Genomic DNA, 21,743 nt, shown 5'->3' with positions numbered 1-21,743 from the left:
GCATCCATCCCGAACACCAGGAACTTCTGCTCGCACGCGACACCACGTACCGCATCACCGACGTCGTCCGGGAACCCGAAGGCTTCATCGTCCTGCACGGCACGGTGGAACCCCTGCCACTGCCCGTCGACGAGCCGCGCATCGGTTCCACCACGCGGTCGTCTCCCCGATCGGCGCCATCGACCGAAACCGCCTCGGGCACAGACGGACTCGACGACACCACGTCTCGGAGCACACACCCCGGCACACCCGTGCGGACATCCGGGATCCCCCGCACCGACGGCAGCGCCACACACCCGAACGAAACCCGCATCGACCGGATCACCGACGACGCCATCGCCACCGAACCCCCGTCGGCACGCCGGTTCGAGACCGACTCCCTGGGCGCCGAATTCGGCGACCACGAGCTGCACCTCTGGGATCAGCTGCCGCAGCACGTGCGCACAGCGCTGTACGCGTACACGAAGGCATCGGCGATCAGCAACCTGATACGGGCTCTGCCCTCCGACCGAGTGCCCTCCGACCGAGAACTCGCCGACCTGATCCGCCGCTTGCGCGAGAGCCATGAGACCGAGAACCTCCTGCAGTGGCCGCATGCGACCAAACCGCACACACGCATGTTCCAGGACCGGCAGGCCACACTGCGCGCCAGCCCCCACCTCACCACCACACAACTCCGCGAACTGCGAGCACTGGACACCATGCTGTCCGACGAGCGCGGCGCGTGGGCGTGGTGGAAACAGCTGCGCGCCGACGCAGGGCTGTGGCGCGAACTGGATCACTACTTCCGCAGGCACTTCGACCGGCCCTTCGCCGCGGACATCGCCGCGCATCACATCGCCGCGATGGACCACGCGGCCGACCGCGAACTGCGACTGGGCGACACCGCGATCGTCGCCCTGCGCGGTCTGACCGACATCGACTTCCTGATCGCCCGCGACGGTCAGCCGCTGAAAAGACGAAATCCCGAACTGCTCCTCGATGTCCCCCAGCGCGAACCCGGTTACCTGTCCACCTCACTGACCGCCGAATCGGTCGAGCTGAACCGATATTTCCACTACCGCCTGGAACTGACGGTGCCTCCGGGCGCACGGGGCGTCTATATCGGCCGCAGCAGCGCGCTACCAGGCCAGAATGAACTGCTGCTGGCACGTGACACCCACTACCGAATCGTGCGCATCGAGCGGGACGACCGCACCACTGTCCTGCATGCCACGGTGGAACCGGCCTCATCCGCACCCGCACGCCTCTTCGCCGCCAGGACAGAACTTCCCGCGATCGACCCCACGGACCGGCCGGAGGACCGGTTCGCGGAACTGGCCCCGCTGCACACCGAGATCAACCGGCGGAAGATCCTGCGCAGCGCCAGGGAACAAGCAGCCCGCAACATGCGGGGCGCACTCGCGCACCTGAATCCCCGCGCCGCCCGGCGAGCGTCCGAGTTGGTCTCCGCCGAACTCCACAATCTGGAGAGTCAGCGGTCCATACTCGCCGACTGGAGTTTTCTCCTGAGCGACGGACATCTCGAGAACGATCTGGTCGACGACACCCGCATCGACACCGGCGCCACCCTCGACCCACCGCACCCACCCCACGCCCTGCGCGATGCGGACTCGCCCACACACCCGCAAGCACCCTCCGCCGCACAGGAACGAGCGGCCTGGTGGCGCGACCACGGCCGCACCTGGTGGGACACCCTGCACTTCCACCACCTGCCGGCGACCAGCCAGGCAGCCCTGCTCACCGATTTCCCCGGCCTGCGCAACGGCGAGGGCATCCCAGCCGCGGTCCGCGACACCCTGAACCGCAGGCATATCGAGCTCGAAATCGGCCGCCCCAGCCTGTTGTTCATCGACGGGCCCCCGCACAGGCAACGCTGGGTGAACGACCTCGAACAGGAACTCACCGGCCTGTATGCCGCGGACCTCGAAGCCCGGATCACCGCACAAGTGACCGGCACCGAAGCCTCTCCGGTATATCTACTGTCGATCGGTCAGGACCCGCGGGGACACGCCATCGTGACCATCGGGCTCGGACCCGTCCACATCGCGGCCACCGTGCACTGGCAGGTAGTCACCGCCACGCCGACCCGCCAGATCGGCGACGCCGTGGCCCGAGCGGCACAACAGCACATCGAAACCACCGGTACCCGACCGGATCACGCGACGATCCTGTGGATCGACCACAGCACCACGCCGGAACCCGAGGACGACGATGCCCCCGGCACACGCCCATCCTCGAGCCTGCGCAGACTGTTCTCCCGCTCACGGTCCGGCAACACCGCATCCGGCGCACCACGCACATCCAGGCCACGGTTCCTCCGGATGTTCTCCGGGCCCAGCAGATCCGGCCGCCCTGCCGCGACCGCCCGGCCGACCCCCGACCGGCCCAGCACGGCGATATCCGCGTTCATCCACGCACATCGCTCCGGCACGAACGACGGCGCACTCCAGAGGATCGACCTGTCCGCAGCGGAGCCGATAGCCGAATCCATACTGCGACAAGTAGATTCGTCCACGGTAACGGTGCACCACACCACCTCGGGCCGGATCATCGGCGCAGTGGGGAGCGACGGATCCCACGCATTCGCACCCGTCACGAACGGCAGCCGGCAGCACGTCACCGACACAACCACCACGACCGCCCCCCGCGCCCACTCGATCAATATCTGTGGCCCGCTCACCGCGCAGCGAGTCGCCGCGGGCACCAACAGCACCCACATGCGCCCCCCGCACGGACCCGGCGGCCTGGCTGGACTCTCCGGCACGGTCGGACTCGCCGGAATCAGCCCCGAGGAGTACGAGGACTACGCCGGCGAGGGCGCACGACTACAGCAGTTCGACAACCACGCCGCGCTCGCCGAGACCCTGACGAACCATCCGCAACTCGGACACGGGTCCTACGCCATGATCGCCGCCACCCTCACCACGACCGACCGTCACGGCGCCGGCGCACACGCCTACTACCTGCGCGACAACAACGGAACCATCGTCCTCGGCGACCCAGTCACCGGCGACGAAGTACCCCTCACCGCAGACGACATCCCCGCCGGCTTCAGCACCCTGCACGCCATCCTCATCACCCCGCAAGGCCGGCCGATCACCATCCCCGGACACGACCGCACCATCGGCAACGTCCGCATCGGCGCCCAGAGGGCCCGCACGAGCGATGACGGCAACCGGCCCGGCGGCGCAACCCCGGAAGCTGCCCAGCACACCGATTCCTTCGAGCAGTCCGGACAGACCCAGGCCGGCCCCTCGACCGGATCGGCAGCGGCGGGATATCAGTTCGGTACTCCGACCTACGACGGTTCGACCGAACCGCACACGAAGCTGCCACCGGAGCAAACGCCGGAACAGCCACAGACCACACCGCGCGAATTCCGTGGGACGGTGGGCCCGTACGAGCATCGGCAGCGATCCGGTTCGTCGAGATTCGGTCTCGGACGACTGTTCCAAGGGCTATCTCGCGGGATACCGTCGGCGTTGGTCGACGGACGCCGGACCTACGCTCAGGTAGAGAATTGGCATCCCGCCGCGACAATGCGCAATCCGTATCTGCAGGTGACCAGCGAGGGCAGGCGGTCGCTGTGGATCCACCCCGAACATCGCGTGCGGGCTCTGCCCGGCAACGACACCGTCGGCCGGTTCGGTGGCTGGCTGGCGATGCACTGGCTGGTGCACGGACACACCGGAAACAGCCAATTCGATTACACGACACTGACATCCACGCAACGCCAGGACGCGATCAACGCGATCGCGGGTCTGTGCGCGGCCAGCGAGGACCGCACGCTGACGCAGTGGATCCGCTGGGCGGAACTGAGCCTGGGCGGCGATGCCCGCCACGAACTTCGTGATTCGGTCCGGCTGACGGATCTGGCGGGCGATGCGCGGGTGTGGATGCTGAACCCGCAGGAATCCCGCGCGCTGGCGGTGCAGCGCATCGGCACCACCGACGACTTCCGCATCTACGATCCCGACACCGGACAGACCGGGCAATCGCACGTCACCGGGCTGGAATCGATGATGCGCCAGCGCGGTATCAGCGATCTGGTGATCGCCGAGGCCGGAATCCACGCCACCGCACCCGCCACAATCCCGATGGCTCGAGCCGTGGCCCCCGCGCTCGAACAACTTCCCGCCTATGGCGAACTGGGTGAACGTCCACCCTCGTACGAGAATCCACCCGTCTACGCGACCGCGGAACAGGACACGACCAACTGCGGGGTCACATCGCTGGAAGTGTCGGCCGAGTTCACCGGACGCCCCCGGCCGCGGGTGTCGGAATCACACGCCGGTATCACCGGCATGCCCGCGGATGTGTTGTCGGACAACGCCGGTGCACCGCTACGGCGGTTCGCCGACCACGACGAGATCGCCACGCGGCTGCGGGCGATCGGCCCGGGTGCGGTGGCCGTGGTGGTGGACGATTACCGGGACTACACCAACGCCCATGGTGTCGGCGCGCACGCGTACGTGCTGCGCGTCGGGCAGGACGGCGTCACCATCGAGGTTCATGACTCCGCGGACCCCGGCACCCGGCTCTTCCCGCCGAACGTCCCACGGGAGCTGGCGGGTACCTACGCGGTGCTCTACCAGGCCGATGGCACACCGGTATTCACAGAGGCCACGGACACCCTGCCCGCGACGACCATGATCGGTAACCGTCCGCCGAGTCACGTCGTGCAGGACATTGCGGGACTCGAAGACATCCCGTACTTCGAGGACATCACGCGGTCCGGGAACATCACGCGGACCGAGTACTTCGCCCGGTCGAAGGCTACCGAGCAGTCCGAAGACATTCTGTCGCCCGAAGACATCCCGTCGTCCGAGGACATCGCATCGTCCGAGGACATCACGGCACCCGAAGACATCGCATCGGCCAAAGACATCACATCCTCCACGGATGTGAAGCCGGCCGAAGACATCACGACTGTCGTGGAGACCGAATCGCCCGTGGTCGTCGAGGAACCCACCGAAGACGCCCCAGCACCCCGTAGCACCCGCGGCCGAGGCCGCACCATCCCCGCATCCGACGGCAGCGCCCCGACCCGTTCCGGCGACTCGACCACACCTGCCCGGGGCGACCGCGGCACCTGGAACCGACTGCGGCGCTTCAATTCCCGCATCGGCCCCAGCTCGCGGCTGCACCGCCACGTCACAACCACTACCCCGGCACGAACCTCGAACACCGTCCGCGGCGACGGCACGACCGCCCACACGGCGGTCACCGGCCGCACAGCCCGGATTCTGCCGACACCACTCACGGCTACCGACTGCGTCGTGGCAACTCTCACGGCGATCCGAAATTCTCTGCGCGGCAGCAGAATTCGTATTCCGCGGGACAACCGCCCGCTGCCCGGCCGCACACGCCGGGAAATCGAGCGAGCCGCGGGCGGCAGACTCCACGGATATCCGGACCAGAGTGCGATCGTGCGGAACCTGCAGATCCACGGCCACGGCGCGCAGGCCTTCGTCGTCGCGGTACACGCCACACCCAACGCGAACGGCGTCGGCGCGCACGCCTACCGAATGTTCAACGACCGCGGCCTGATCCGCGTCGAGGACACCGCCGACCCCACCCACACGCTGCCCGGACAGCGGCAGCCGACCACGGTTTACGCCATCCTGTACACCCCCGGGGGGAATACGGTCCGCCCGCTGCTCCCCCGCGACACCCCGCTCCCCCGATTCCCGCGCGACATCCGCGTCGGCGCACCCGCGGATCAGGCGAGCAGCCCCCAGGCCGACCCCCACCGAGCAGGTAGTACGTCGACTCTGCCCGATCCGGCCGACGTCCACGAAACAGATGTCCCGGTCACCCCCACGCACCACCAGCAACGCCCGCCGATGCCAGCGGACTGGGTGACGGTTCACGACGACACCGATCCGCTGTTCGCCACCGTCGCCCGGATACTCCAACTCCAGGGCGCCGCCCTGGTCCACGATGGCATCGCCAGATTCCTGCGCGATATCGAGGACGGCCACGCCGAGGATCGCGAAGAGATCGAGTACCTCCGGAACCGGGGCAGATCGGTTGCGTGGCAACGGGAGAACCTGCGCAGGTCCGAGGAAGAGCTGGCGGAGTACCGCCGGATAGCCGCCGATCCCGCCGCCTACCTGAATTCACCGGATCCAGGAAAGCGGGACGCGCCACTGAAGCTGGCCGCCGACGCGCTCGGCATGAATGTGGTCAGCGTGCACCCGGACGGGACCTGGAACACGATCGCCCGTATTCCGAGCTTCCCGATCGTCTACATACGCCGCACATCCGACGGCCACTACCAGATCGGTGTCACCGAAAACGGAAAGCTGTTCGCGGCGCCCGAGCTGAGCATGGTGCCGGCCGGCAGGTCGGCGCCCGCACCGGGTTCGACCCTGTCCCGGGATCGGATCCCACCCCCGTCGACCCGGATGCTGGCCTCGCCGCAGACTCTGCGGCTCGATGGCGTGGTCCTGAACAAGAAATACATCACCGAAGATCGGCCGATCGCAACCAGATCCAGCATCTCGATCCCGGATGCGCGACTGCCCGAAGCCGTTCCGCAGCACTTCTACACCCCGGTCAAGCGGATGAGCCCCGAGGAACTCGAAGCGCACCGGCTGTTCGTGGGCCCGGACGGCCGACTGTACCGAGCCGAGGACGGCTCGCGGTTCGACACCAGGGAGGTCCATTCCACCTCGGGCCGAGCGATATTCGTGATGGACGAGTTCGGCAACCTGTACGCGGGCGGCGACGAGGTCGGCGTCCAGCATCACTCCTCGTTCCTGGGCCACACCGTCGCCGCCGCCGGTGAGATCGGGGTGCGCGACGGCCTGCTCGTTCTGATGGCCGACCGCAGCGGTCACTATGAGCCGCATGCGCAGATCAACGACTTCGCGCTGGACTTGCTCCGCAAGCAGGGCCTGGTACTGGCCCCCGACTTCCAACGGCTGGACTTCGAGGACGAGCCGCGCGAGCGTTTCGGCGAACTGGACCGCCAGCGCACCGAGATCACGCATCAGCAGATCCTCCTCGACGCCGCGATCGTCGCCGTGGTTCGCACGGAACGCAGACTCGACCAGTCGCACAGCCCACTGCGCGCGGCACTCCGGCGCAACCCCCTCGTCCAGAGCATCGTGCAGGCCCAGCACACGAATCTGCTTCAGCGACAGCACGATCTGAACCAGTGGCGCACCGAAACCGACGAGGGCACGCTCCGCGAAACGTGGGTGAACCAGACCTTCGCGCGACCGGCCCGACGCGACACCGGCGACCGGATCGTCCCGCCCCACGCCGGCGTTCTGCACGCCATCGACGACCAGGCGGCGACCTGGTGGCGCGACCACGGCGAGGACTGGTGGAACGCCCTGCACTTCGAAGACCTCGCACCGGACTTCCAAGCTCAGCTGCTCACCGACCACGCCACGCTGCGCAACGGCGAAGGCATCCCCGCCGCGGTGCGTGACACCTTGAACCGCAAGCACATCCAGCTCGAAATAGCCCGCCTGAAGGCACTCGCCACAACCGCCGACCTCCCGGCGAGCACCCACCACCAATGGCAGTTCCTGCAGAACACGCTCGTCGAGTTGTACGCCGCGGAGCTCGAAACCACGATCAATGCCCGCCACACCGGCACAACCGCATCCCCGGTACACCTGCTGTCGTACGAACAGGACGTCACCGGAAAGCACCTCAGCACAACGATCGCCATCGGCTCCGTCGACACCGCCACCACCGTGCACTGGCACGCACAGCCGGATATCGCGGCAACCGATGACGCAATCGTTCAAGCAGCACAACAGCATTCATTGATCACCGGCACCCGATCCGACTACGCGACGATCGTTTGGACCGACCACGCCATTGCGAGCACCCGCCCGGCCGCGGGACTGTACCACCGGCGCGGCGGCAGACCGCATGCCGTCGCACAGTCGTTCTCTTTGTTCTCCGGTCTCCGCAGAAGCGACCGGCTCGGCACCGCGGTCTCCACATTCACCGCAGCACACCGCGCCGACACGAATGCCGGTGCACTACAGCAAGTCCACCTGCACGCCACCCGATCGGCAGCGAAAGCCGCTGCGCCGCAACTCGATACATCACTGGTCACGATCCACCGCACCAACCGCGACGCGATCACCACCGCGAACGCCGGACACGCCCGCACTATCGGCGACGTCCGCATCACCCCCACCGGAACCGGCACGGTCGCCGACCCACCGGCCCCGGACACCGAGCAGGCGGTCGCCGATGAGCAGCGGTCGCGGGCAGGCGATTTCGCCGATTGGACACTCACCGAGGCGGAACACCAGCTGTTCGCCAGGGAGCTGCCCGCGGGCGCGGGCGACCCGTACGCCGCGCGCAGGAGATTCTCCTCGACGGTGCCGCACGACCTGACGGCGGATCGGGTGAGCACGATCCAGCAGACCCGGAACACGGTGGTGATCGCGCAGGACGGTCACGCGCTGGTGATCGGACCGAAGGATTGGGTGCTGCTGGACCGGACGCCCGGCTCCGACGGTTCGCGCACCCGGTATTCGATCCGGCTGGGTTCGGATCCGGACGGTGCGAGCCATCCGGTGCACGCCCAGCTGATCCGCCATTTCGACTGGACCCGACCCGCGAGGGGTCTGTTGCTCGGCAGGCCCAAGGGTGACGCGCAGGGCGTGCGGCCCACCCAGTTGCTGTTGGACACCGGGGCCCGGCTGGGAGTCGGCGATCTGCTGCCGACCGGACCGGCCGATGCCGGTGGCCTGCGCCTCGGCCGCGACGGCATCGAACTCCCGGCGCACGCCGTCCGGGCATTGGGCATACACCAGCCCGCGACGCTGCGGATGCATGCGGGACCGGTTTTCGCACAGGTGAATTCGCGCCCGGCGCCCCGGCGATCCGATGTCCGGCCCGGAATCCGGCCGGACCGTTCAGCACTGCTGGACAACCTGGGCGAGATCGCCGAACACGATCCACGGGCGCTGGTGGAGATGATCCACGAATACCCGGACGAGACAGTCGGCATGCGGTTCTTCGTCAACGGCATGCCGCAGTGGATTCGCACCGACCGGGCCCTGCTGCACGACGCCGCGTCCGGATCAACCGAACATGTGGCGCATACCGACGGTGAGCCGATGTGGGCGGCGCTGGTGCACAAGGCATATGCGCTGCTCCGGCCCGTGATCCCGGCCGATGCGACGGTATCGATACGGCCGTTGGGCGCGCCGCTCGACCCGGACTCGATGCCGATTCAGCCGATGCCACGCTCGACGGTCCGCACGCCCCCGGATCGGTTGAGCATCGTGGACCACGACGGTGAACTGCTGAGCGTGCGGCCCCGCGACCGGCTGCACGGCGCCGAAGACCCTGTTTCGGGCCTGTTCTCGGTGCGGGCCGGTGACGATCCGGCCAGCCACCTGGTACACCGCGACCTGCTGTCCGACCTGACCGTGTCCGAGACACCCGGTGACGGTGAGCATCAGTGGACGGTGCCCGCCACACTCGCGGGTCTGCGGTGGATGCGCAACGGCACCCTGGTCGACCGTTCCCCCGGCGAATCGGTGCCCGTGCGCGTCGACTCGCAGGGCAACCCGCTGATCGACCGCGATATCCGGATTTCCGAAAACGCCCTGCGCGGGCTCGGACTCACGATACAGCGGCCGACCGGTCCGGTATTCGGTCCCGGCGGGCCCGTGGCACGGGATGCGGCCCAGGGCGAACTCGGCGACTGCTTCCTCATCGCGCCGCTGAAGAATATGGGCGCGAACAACACTCGGGCGATCCGGGATATGGTGCACGAATATCGGGACGGCACCATCGCCGTACGATTCTTCGACGATCGGGAGATTCCGCGCTGGCGGCGGATCACCAGAGAGCTGTGGGCCGACGCGGACGGCCGTACGCTCTATGCGGCGACGGACCACGCGTTGTGGACCGCGCTCATCGAAAAGGCTTATGCCGCATGGCGAGGCGGCGACTACGAAATGATCCGCGGCGGTAGCCCGGTCGTGGCGATGACCGAGTTGCTGCCGCCGTACGAAGCGGACGGTTCGACCTCCATCCATCAGCCGGTCCGCAATGTCAATCTGACGACGTTCCTGCACCCGATGCGGTTCGGCGTCGACACCCTGCACGAACTGATCACCGAGCGGCTGGGCCCGAATGCCGACCCGCAATTCGCGCGACGACTCGGCGAGCTCGAACCGCAGTGGCACAACACCGTTTCCGCCTCGGCGGGCGCCCGCGCGGCCGCGGAGTTCGATGAATTCCTGAACGGTCGTCTGGCCGACGACGAACGGGAGCGTTGGTCCGCCGAAAAGAATGCCGTCCTGGAATATCTGAATCGCGCCTACGATCCCGATGGATCATTCACCAGCGAGGCCGCCGCACGACATGTCACAGGCTTCATCAGGTTCATCCGGGAACGTGGCGATACGGTCGTTCTGGTCACCCACGAGTTCGGCGAGGATTCGGAGAACATCACCAAATATCCGGGGCTGGCGGGCGGCCATTCGTATTCGGTGGTCGATGTGCGATCCGGCGACAACGGCCGAACCACGCTGCACCTGCAAAACCCTTGGAAAAGCAATCCGGACGTACCGCGGACCATCGACGGCGTCGGCTACGGTCCGGACAGCACGCTCAGCGTCGACATCGGACACCTGAACAAATTCAAGAGCATCGAAATCCGCGGCACCGGTACGCGTTTCGCCATCGGCGATACCGATCCGGCGCACACCGGCGAATGGAACCTCACCAGAGGCGAACCACCGACCACGCACACATCGGACGAGCCGACGAGCACCGGCCCCATGATCACCGGCCCGCCGGAGACGCGCAACGACAGTGCCGATGCCCCGGCGCACGATGCCGAATCGGCCGCAGACTACGGCGAGCACACCACGTCCCGGGACGGCGAAACACAACCGCGGCAGTCCGACTCGGACAGCTCCCGCAACCGTTCGTGGTTCTACGGCAGCCTGTTCCCGAACGCACGACCGGCCGTGCCGCCGACCCGGCACGGGTCGGACGCGGCGCTCGAGCAGGCCGTCCGCGATTTCCCGGACATGTTCGACGAGCCACGCACACTGGATCAGCTGTACACCACGGTGGTGCCGGAGCGGCCGGAGCTGTCGTTCGACGACCTGATGGCGTTGCGGGAGCAGTCCTATCAGCGCAACGGGGTACACCCGCCGACGCTGTCGCGGGAAAATCTCGATGCCTTCCTGCGTGATATCTGGGGCTACCGCCAGATGGCGCGTTCCGCAGACGACATCTACAACTTGTACGCCGAGCGGGGAGCCGCGGACCCCGCCCCGGACCCGGACGACTACTGGGACGAGCTGGTGCAGATCCTGGCCGACCGCGAGCCCGGACTCGCCCAGCGGGCGATTCTGCAGGACGTTGGCGTTCTGACGCTGGACAATGCCGACCACTGGGCGTTCGAAGGCATTTCATTCGTGCAGTACGTCCGGATGGGCTCCGACGGTCCGATTCAGCCGAGCCCCGAGGACATCTCATTCAAGATCTACGTCAATGCGGTCGGCTCCGCACTTCCCACGGTGATGGCCCGGGCCGTCCACGAGGTCATCGACGACCCCGACAGCTTCCCCGGGGTGTTCGTCGCGAAGGCGGCCGGCCCGCTGGAGCAGCGGGCCGACGGCATCGTGATGTACATGCGCGATCAGCCCACGGCGGATCGGGTGACCGCATGGCTGCGATCGGCGCAGCACAGTCATCCGGAGCTGTTCCTCTGGGACGTGCCGCCCGGTACCGAACAGGTGCTGGCCGGTGTGGGCATGGGCGTCGAACCGGCGCGGGACAGCTTCGGCGGGAGCCGGGCCACCGCGATCGGCACGGCACTGGACCTGCACCGCGACGGCAGCTACGACGAATTCCACGCCGAAGTGCTGAATCAGTTCCGCATCAACGGCATCGACCCCGACCGGGTGCATCTGAACCGGAGCACGACCCCGGCGGCAGAGATATCGGACGACGGCTCCCGGCCACATCCCGAGACCGCCGATTCGCCGCGCGCCGGACCCGCCACCCACGACATCCGGCCCCGCGTCGGCGCCGCCGCCACCGAGCCCGCACCGGCCACCACAGCAGCCCCCGACACCGGGCCTGTCATTGTCGCCGAGCTTGAAACCACGGCCCCGCAACAGCATTCGACGTCGGCCGCACGCGGCGAGGCGAGCACGCCCACATCGGACGCGTATCGCCTGCTCATTCCGGAGCATTGGGCGCCGGTGCACGAGAGCAGGGATCCGCTGTTCTCGACCCTGGCCGTGATCCTGAATCGGCGCGATGCCGCGGCCGTCCGCGGGACCATCGGCGAATACCTGGCCTACCAGGTGGAGATCGATCACGAGAAGCGCAGGGCGACCGACGACCAGCGGAATCAGGGAAATCTAGATGATGCGGCCTGGCAGCGGGAACAGCAGCGGCGGGAGAATTTCGACCAGTGGCTGCCCGAGCGCAAGCAGCTCATGCTCACGAATCGGGCGGGCCACCGGGCCTTGGAGCCCCAGGTCGTGCGGGCACAGCTGTACCTTGCGGCCGACGCATTCGACATGAACATAGCCATCGTGGAACCGGACGGCGAGCTGGTGGAGGCCGACGGCGGCTGGCCACATCAACCGTTCGTATTCATCCGTCGAACCCCCGACGGCCGCTACGAGATCGGCATCACCCCGGAGGGCAATCTCTTCGCGGCGACCGACAACCCGCGCCAACCCGCTCAGCTCAGCTCCCCGGGCGAGGCGATACCGCGGCCGCAGATTCCGCCGCCGTTCGACCGGGTACTGGCCTCCCCGCAGATCCTGCTGCTCGACGGGGCTCCGCTGGAGGACCTGTACGTCATCGAAAACCGGCCGATCGCAACCAAATCCAGCATTCCGGCGATCCCCGGCGCCAAGTCCCTGAACCCCGCCGAACACCTGCACTACCACACCCCGGTCCGGCATATGAGCCCCGCGGAGCTCGAGGCGCACCGGCTGTTCGTCGGTCCGGACGGCAGACTGTACCGCGCCCGCGACGGCCTCCCCTTCGACACCAGCTCGGCCGTGAACGCCCGCCAGGACGAGCCGGGCCGGGCGATCTTCGTGATGGACGAATTCGGCAACCTGTACGCGAGCGATCAGGAACTCGGCGTCCAGCACCACTCCTCGTTCCTGGGCGGGCGCACCGTCACGGGCGCGGGCGAGATCGAGGTACGCGAAGGCTGGCTGATCACCATGACCGACCGCAGCGGGCACTACCTGCCACATGCCCGGATCAACGACTTCGCACTGGACTGGCTACGCAGGCAGGGCCTGGTACTCGGCCCCTACTTCCAACAGCTGGACTACCTGAACGAGCCACGCGAGCGGTTCGACCAGCTGGGCCTCCAGCGCACCGACATCACCCACCAGCAGATCCTGCTGGACGCCGCGCACCGGGCCCTGATCCGCACGGAACTCGCACACATCCCACCGGGCGCGACGGCCCCGCAGGACCCCGACGTCCAACGCATCCTGCGGACCGAGCGCCTGAACCTGGCCGAGCGACAGGACGACCTGGACCACCGGCTCGGCGAAATCGACGCGGACTATCTCAGGCCGGTGACGACGGACCAGACCTTCGCACGGCCGTCCCCGCGCGACCCCTACGACCGCATCACCCCACCCCACCCGGACGCACTCCGCGCCGAGGCCACCGCCCACGAGCGCGCGACCTGGTGGCACGACCACGGCCGGGACTGGTGGAACACTCTGTCATTCGAAGACCTCTCACCGGGCTTCCAAACCCAACTGCTCTACGGCCACGCCCCCCTGCGTAACGGCGAGGGCATCCCCGCCCCGGTCCGAGACGTCCTGAACCGCAAGCTGATCCAACTCGAGATCGCGCGCCTCGACGCACTGGCCGACGCTGCCGACCTGCCACCCGGCATCCGTCGTCAACGACAGAACCTGAAGAACACCCTCGCCGATCTCTACACCGCGCGGCTCGAAGTCACCGTCGGCACCGGCGCCACCGCACCCTCGATCCACCTGCTGGCATTCGATCAGGACACCACCGGCCGACAGCTCACCGCTACCATCGCCATCGGCCCGGTCGATACCGCCACCGCGGTGCACTGGTACGCCCATCCGGACACCGGATCAACCGATGACATGATCATTCAAGCGGCACAACAGTATTCGCAAAACGCCGCCGCCCAGCCGGATCGGGCGACGATCGTGTGGACCGGTCACATCGCCACTTCCGGGGCCCACACCCCAGCGCAGTTGTTCCAGCCGCGCACCGGCACACGACATGCCGGCGCAGAATCCTTCTCGCGGTTGGTATCCGGTCTCCGCCGACGCCACCAACTCGGCGCGGCCCTCGCCGCATTCACCGCCGCCCACCGCGCCGACACCGATAACGGCGCACTGCGACAGATCCACCTCCACACCACCAGGGCAGCAGCGAAAGCCGCCGCGCCACAACTCGATACGACCCTGGTCACGATCCACCACACCGACCGCGCCGGCACCGCCCCGGCGGCACACGACGGCTCCTGGCCGCATCCGAGCGCCACCGGCCGCACCCCGACCGCGCCCCGCGGCGAGAACGCACCACCTCAGCCGCTGTCGACACCGGCCGAGACATTCGGACGATCGACGCTCACCCCATCGAGTCAGGACACACCGGCCGACGCGAGCACCCGGTCCGACGGGACGCGCGCCGCGACATCCGACGGCAGCGCACCACGCCCCAGCGAACTACACATCGGTGTCACCCCCGCACCCGGCCGGTCCGGGCCGCGGAACGCACCCGACCGCGCACCACGCAACGATTTGCCGGCCGGTCTCACCTCGGACGAGGCGAACGACGTGGTCGTCCTCGACGCGGAGTCCGCACCGCACCAGCCGATCTCGGATATCCCCGCCGAGGGCACGAGCCGCTCCGCGGCCGAAACCATACCGGCAGCGGCCGTATCCGAGACCGCGTCCGCGCATCCCTACGCGCGGTCCCTGAGCGCGGCGCTGTCCGGCGACTCACCGATCGACTTCGCCCGGGTGCTGACCATCCTGACCCATGCGAACACCCAGCGAGACGCGCGGCCGCTGGACAGCACGTTCCGCGACACATCGGGACGCTCGATGAAAGATGTTGTCCGCGAAGCGGTTCAACAGGGGCGCCTGTCCGAGGCGCAGGAACGCCGGATGGCCCGCCTGATGGGCTGGCAACCCCGCAAGGACCTACCCGCCGGAATCACACCACCCCGCACGGCAACCCGGCCGGGCCAGTCACCCGCAGACCTGCCACAGGTCGTCGAATACGTGAAATCGCTTCTGGCGGAGAGCGATATCGACAACGCGCTGACCTTCGTCGAACACCTCGACCGCAACCCGCGCCGGCTGTGGGCGATCCAGGACGCCTACCGAGCCCGGACCAGCGGCCGCGACCTGGCCGCGGATCTGCGCAGCGCCCTGCCCGAGGACAAGGACTACCTCGACCACATCTTCGCCGAATCACCGCAACGCGATGCGGCCTGGGCCGACGACGACGAGCGGGTACCAGTGGAGTGGGATACCGCCCGGCAATGGTTCGAACACATCGACACCATGTCCTTCGAACACTGGTCCGGCGACCACCCGATGCCACACGGCTACCTCGACACCGGCTGCGTCCAGCTGGCGCATCACGTTGCGCTGGAACTGATCTCACTCGGCACCCAGCCACGCAAGATCCTCGTCAACGGCGAAGACCTGCACATCAACCAAACCCTGCCCGACGGCTCGGCCAAAACACTCAACTGGCTACACCACGTCGCCAACCTCGTCTACACCCGCGACCCCGACGGGCACGCCGAATGGATGGTCTGGGATCCCGCCCTCGCCCGCGAACCGATGACCACCCGCGACTGGCTCACCAGAATCCACCTCGACCCAGACCGGGCAACCCACCTCGAAGGCCCCACCCAGCAGATCATCGACACCTTCGCCGCACGCCGCGCAGCGGACGAAGCCGAGGACAGCGCGTGGCTACGCTGGACGAACCAGGGGTATCTGCGCGATCAGACCGTGGTCGTCACGGACGCGCACGCGATGGCCCTGGCCCCGGGACGTCTGCTGCCACCCCGCACCCCCGGCGATGTGCACCGTCCCGAAACGCTGCGGGACCTGGATCGAACACTCACCGACGGTGACACCGACACCCGCCTGCTGCAAAGCCTGAACATCATGGCCCGCCGCACCCTCGGCGGACAGATCCGCAACGCCATCCAGGACTACCTGCACACCCGCGAGACCGAGAACACCCCACCAGCCGAGAACGACATCCTCGCCATCCTGGATTCCCGATTGCGCGGCAACCCGGCACGGGTCGGCCTGCTCGACGACAACCCCGGACTCGCTCGATTCCTGCGCTCGCACCTGCCGACCCGCTTCCACGGTTTCATCGAGGGAAATCGGGATACGGACTCCGATCACGAATACGCCGCGCAACTCGCCACGGCCCTGTCCGGCACCGATCCGATCAATTTCCCCGCACTGCTGGACGCGCTGCGGCACGCGACCGTGCGGCGCGATCCCGCCTTCCTCGAGGGCGTCTACCGAGTGGACCACACAACGCCATTGGCCGCGGCGGCGCAACAAGCCAACGAGACGGGTCGGCTGTCCGACGCGCAGGCATCCCGGATAGCGCACCTGCTGGGCTGGGAACCCGAGACGATCCCCGCGTCCGCGCCACCATCCCCCGTACCCGCACACCTCGGCAACGCCCCGCAGGTGCGCGCCTACGCCGATGCCGTGCGGGACCTGATCGACTCCGGACAGCCCCACGCCGCACTCGTACTGATCACTCGGCTGGATCGCGATCTGCGCACAGTGCGGCCCGTCGAAGCCGCCTACCGCTCCGCCTCCCAAGGCCGAGACCTGCTCACGGACCTGCGCACCGCACTCCCCGGCGAACAGAACTACATCGACCACGTCTTCGCCCGGCCGCCGCCCGCGACCCGGGATGCCGACCCGACTCCGGTCCTGGAAGACACTGCGGCGGACTGGATCCGGGCGCTCGACTCGCTTCCCTTCAGCACCGGCCTCGGATCCCCCGAACGCGCCCGGCTGACCGCGGTGGCCCTGACACACCTGGGCACCCACCCCCGCAAACTCGTCATCACCGCCGAGGGTATGCGGGCTCCCACCACACGACCGGCCTCCTCGGGCCGCAACGCATCCACTCAGCGATACGTGCCCATCGACCAGTACGTCGGCAACCTCGTGTACACCGTCGAGGGCGAGATCGCCGCCTGGCAGGTCTTCGACCCCGCGCTGAGCAGCACCCCGATGCTGCTCCAGGAGGTCCTGAGCCACCTGCGAGCGCCCCGAGACGCCCTGGCCCACGAATTCACCGGCGCCGAAACCCGCGAGGAACTCGACCGGGCGTTCATCCCCACCCAGGAATCGACCGAGAACCTCTCCCTGGCAGACGATCTCGGGCCGGTGACCGATCATCCCTATGCGCACCGGCTGGGCGTACTCCTGGACAGCCGTGGCCCGGTCGACTTCGCCCGGGTGCTGACCGTCCTGCGTCACGCCGACGCCCAGCGCGAGGCACAGTCGCTGGCACAGGCGTTCCAGGCCGAGCACGGCCGGACTCTGCAACAGGCCCTCGAACGGGCGGTACTGGACCAGCGTCTGTCCGAGACCCAGCTGCGCCGTGTGGCCACGCTGCTGCAGGAACCCCCAGTGCAGGAACCGATCCCGGCGCGCATCGCGGTGCGGGCGGGACAGACGCCCGCGGATCTGCCCGAGGTGCGGGATTACGCGGAGGCGATTCGCCACGCGTCCACCGATACCCAGCTGGCGATGGTGGCTCGGCTGAATCGCGATCCGCGCATGCTGTGGGCGGTCCGGGATGCGTACACGACGCAAACCGGCGGTCGCGACCTGCTCGCGGATCTATCGACATCGGTTCCGGCCGAACGGGATTACCTCGACCACATCTTCGCCGAGTCCGATGCCGCGCCCCGGGGCACGAACCGCACGCCGGAGCCGGTCGAATGGCACACGGCGACACAATGGTTCGACAACCTCGCGCACATGACGTTCGAGTACTCCACCGGGACACACGCCCTCGCCCACGAATACATCGACGACGGCTGCTTCGAACGGTCGCACCATGTCGCGCTGGCACTGCTTCAGCTGGGCACCCAGCCGCGCAAGATTCTCGTGAACGGCCAGGGCCTGGGTATCTCGCAGAAGCGGCCGGACGGCTCGGTCGCCAGGCTGGACTGGGAGCATCACGTCGCCAACCTGGTGTACACCCGGGACGCGGGCGGCCGCGCCGACTGGATGGTGTGGGAGCCGTCCATCGCCGACACACCGGTGAGCGTGCGGCACTGGCTGGCCTCGATCCACATCGACTCGGACACAGCGGAATTCGTCGAAGGACCGATGCACGAGGTGATCGATACCCTCGCGGACCCCGGCAGGCGACGGACGAACAACGGTTTCCTGAGCGACCCGACCGTGGTGATCACCGACGCGCACGCGACCTCGATGCTCCCGGGACATCTGCTGCCATCCCTGCCCGGCCGGGATACCAGCAGCTGGGGATCGCTGCGGGAAATGCACCGGGAATGGGTGAAACTGGACGGTGACAGTCGTCTGGTGGAACATCGGCGAACGATCGACCGCCGCAAGTTCGGCGCGGAGATCCTCGAGGCTCTGCGCACATACACCGAAGGCGTGGATCCCTCGGAGATCTCCGAGGGCGAGCTCCTGGACCTGTTCCTGTCGTTCCTGAAGAACAACCCGCTGAGAGCGGAATTGCTGAAGGACAACCCCGCGCTCGACGTCTTCCTCCAACGGCAGATACCCACGATGTACCACGCCGTTATCGCGGGAACCGGTACCTCGCAAGCGGGTTGGCACAATGCGGAGCGCATCGCCGAGCTCGCCACGAACCGCGTCGGCCACACACCCCTGAACCTCGACACCCTCTTCGTCACCGGACACCACAGCGACCCTGCCGGTACCGGCAGCACGCCGCAGGCCAAGGCCACCGTCGACGGAACGCCCGCACAGACCGGCGAATCCGCAACGGCCGCAACGAGTATCGATGCGTCCGCGCACGAGGTCGCCGATATCTCGAGCCCCCACCTCGAATCGGAATCGACTACGCCCCGCAACAACTGCGTGTCGCTGAGCATCGATGAGCTGCTGGTACGGACGAACAGCCCCGTGGTGCGCCCGCTGCAACCCCGGGCGGGCCCGGCCGGGGTATCGCGCGGCGATCTGGAGTTCGCCGCGGGCGCGCGGCTGACATCGTTCCGGAACCACGAGGCGATCGCCGAGGAACTGCGCAACGCGCAGGCCGCCACGCAGTTCGAGCCCGCGGACGGGGACACCTACCCCGGCCAGCACTTGCAACAGCAGTTCGGCGTCGAACTCGGCGGCGAAACCCACATCACGCGAACACGTTTGGATCGAAGCGACCCGGGACCACAGCGACTACGCCCGGACCAGTATCTACAGGCGCTCACCCTCGCCGAGCGCGAACGACTCCTCCCCCTGCCCGGCGTCTCGATCCGGATCCCCCGCCCCGCCGGCAACGCCGACGTCCTCACTCTCGTCGACCACAACGGTCGGCCCGAACAACTGCCCGCAGCCGGCACGAAGGTACCGGCACAGCTCATCGAGCAAACCGGCCGGCCCGCATACTTCGAGATCACCGAGCCCAACGGACAAATCCGCTACGTCCTGCGAGATCTGGTGCAGGACTTCATCTTCGAAACCGCACCCAACCGCACAGATATCGGCACGGTCAGCTGGAACGTCACGGGCGGAGAAATCCGATTCCTCGCGGTGAACACCCGCAACGAGTGGCTCACGGCGAAGATGCCATACAACGCCGTCCTCGTCGCCCAGCACGGCAACGGAGGCTGGCAATGGGTCAAATACCCCGGCCGCGCAGAATGGATCCGCGTCGACAACTCCCGCGGCGCCCTGCCCGCACTACCCGAGATACGTGGACGGCACAACGACCCGTTGTTCGGAGCGGACGGCCTACCCAAACCCGAAGAGACACGCCAAGGTTCGGCCGGGGATTGCGCCCTGCTCGCCGACCTGAAATCACTCGCCGAACACGATCCGCATTCGATCGTGGACATGCTGCACGACCACGGCGACGGCACCGTCAGCGTCCGCTTCCTGGTCGAGCTACCCGACGGCGCCACCGCGCTGGAATGGGTACGAACCGAGAAGACGATCTACGTCGTCCCGGGCGCCGACACCGGCTACTACATCCGTCACCAGCCCGGAGAACCCTTGTGGGCCACCATGATCGAGAAGGCCTACGCGCTTCGGTTCGGCGACGGCGATGGATACCACGCCATCGAAGGAACCCCGCTCACCACCGCCGCCGCACGTCTGGGCAAAGGCTTCCACCGAGCCGAGCGCGACTGGTTCGCACAACCCGTCACCCGGATCAGAAACTTCGACATCGCCCACCCGTTCCGATTCGACATCGACACCCTGCACCAACTGGTCGCGGACCACATGGGACGCAGCCGAGTGCGCTCCGACATCTCGAACGATCAGATGCCCACCGCCGACATCGAATTCTCCCGCCAACTCGCCGACACCTTCCACGATTGGCAGACCCGGCACCTGGCCCTGCACAACTCCACGCGAGCACGCCTCGCGGCCCGCTACAGGAACGACCCGGCCGGATTCAGCACCGCATGGAGCGAATACCTGCGCACCGGCGACCTCCGGTCGCCGAGCGGTTTCCGCAACTACCTGAACCAGCGCTTCCCCCAGCAGTGGGAACTCGAAAAGCAGGCTCTCACAGACTATTTCAGCGAAACGTACGGTGGGATGCCCCAGGATCGACTGCTCTCGAACAGGTCCTCGACCGCGACCCGGTCGATCGGCCGTCAGATCGAATGGGCACTGCGCCGCGGCACCACCGTAACGGTCGGAACCCACTCGTTCGGCGGTGGCGTACCGGGACTGTCCGCGAATCACGCTTACACGGTCCTGGCGATCGAACACGACGACAACGGCACCCCGGTGCGCGTTCTCCTGGAGGACCCGTACGGCGACCACGCCAATTACCCGATACCGCTCGACGGCATCGAATACCGGCTCGACCCCCGGGGCAACGACCACATCGGCGAATCGAACCAGCATCGCCAGGCACTCGACGGCGTCGAATACGGCACCTACTCCGGCGGCACCCGATACCGCCGCGAGGCCGACGGCACCGAATACGGCACCGAACCCGACGGCACCCGATACCGCCGCGACCCCGACAACACCGAATACGGCCTCACCCCCGACGGCGCCCGCTACCACGAAACCCCCGACGGCACAATCCAATACACCTTCACCTCCGGTGGCAGACGCCGCACGACCCCGGACGGCACCGTGTACTGGACCGCTCCCGACGGGCTCGCGGAATACAAGCCGGCGGGCGCCTCCGACTGGATCCCGGACCCCGATCGCATCGACCCGCCCGACACCACCATCCCCCGCCGAGGCGGCATCCTCGCGGTCGATCTCACCCACCTACCCAAATTCAACGCGATCGGCATGAGCGGCCCCGGAGCCTACGGCCTCGCAGCACCCCGGCCCACCAACGACCGGCCACTCGACGGCGACGAAGACAACGTGCTGCACAACCTGTTCGACGAACCCGAAGAGGACACCCGAGCACCTGACGACCAGGCTGACCTCACCCCGGACACCCCGCATACGCCGGGTACGCCGGAAGATCCGGAAACGACACAGGCGTAG

Annotated in this window: 1 protein-coding gene (only partly in view); it reads left to right on the top strand. The window is 67.6% G+C overall.

Features of this window, described 5'->3' with window-relative positions:
* On the top strand, positions 1 to 21,743 hold the final stretch of the coding sequence (locus NM2_RS10365) for an IQM protein middle domain-containing protein (RefSeq protein ID WP_067667062.1). Its footprint begins 27,115 nt before the window's first position; only the last 21,743 of its 48,858 coding nucleotides appear in the window; its start codon lies off the left edge, out of view; the stop codon is at positions 21,741 to 21,743.

It is taken from the genome of Nocardia miyunensis NBRC 108239 (assembly GCF_001613065.1).
In the GTDB taxonomy this organism is placed as follows: domain Bacteria; phylum Actinomycetota; class Actinomycetes; order Mycobacteriales; family Mycobacteriaceae; genus Nocardia; species Nocardia miyunensis.
Note: the sequence above shows the minus strand (reverse complement) of the source record. Positions and strands in the feature narration are given on the sequence as shown.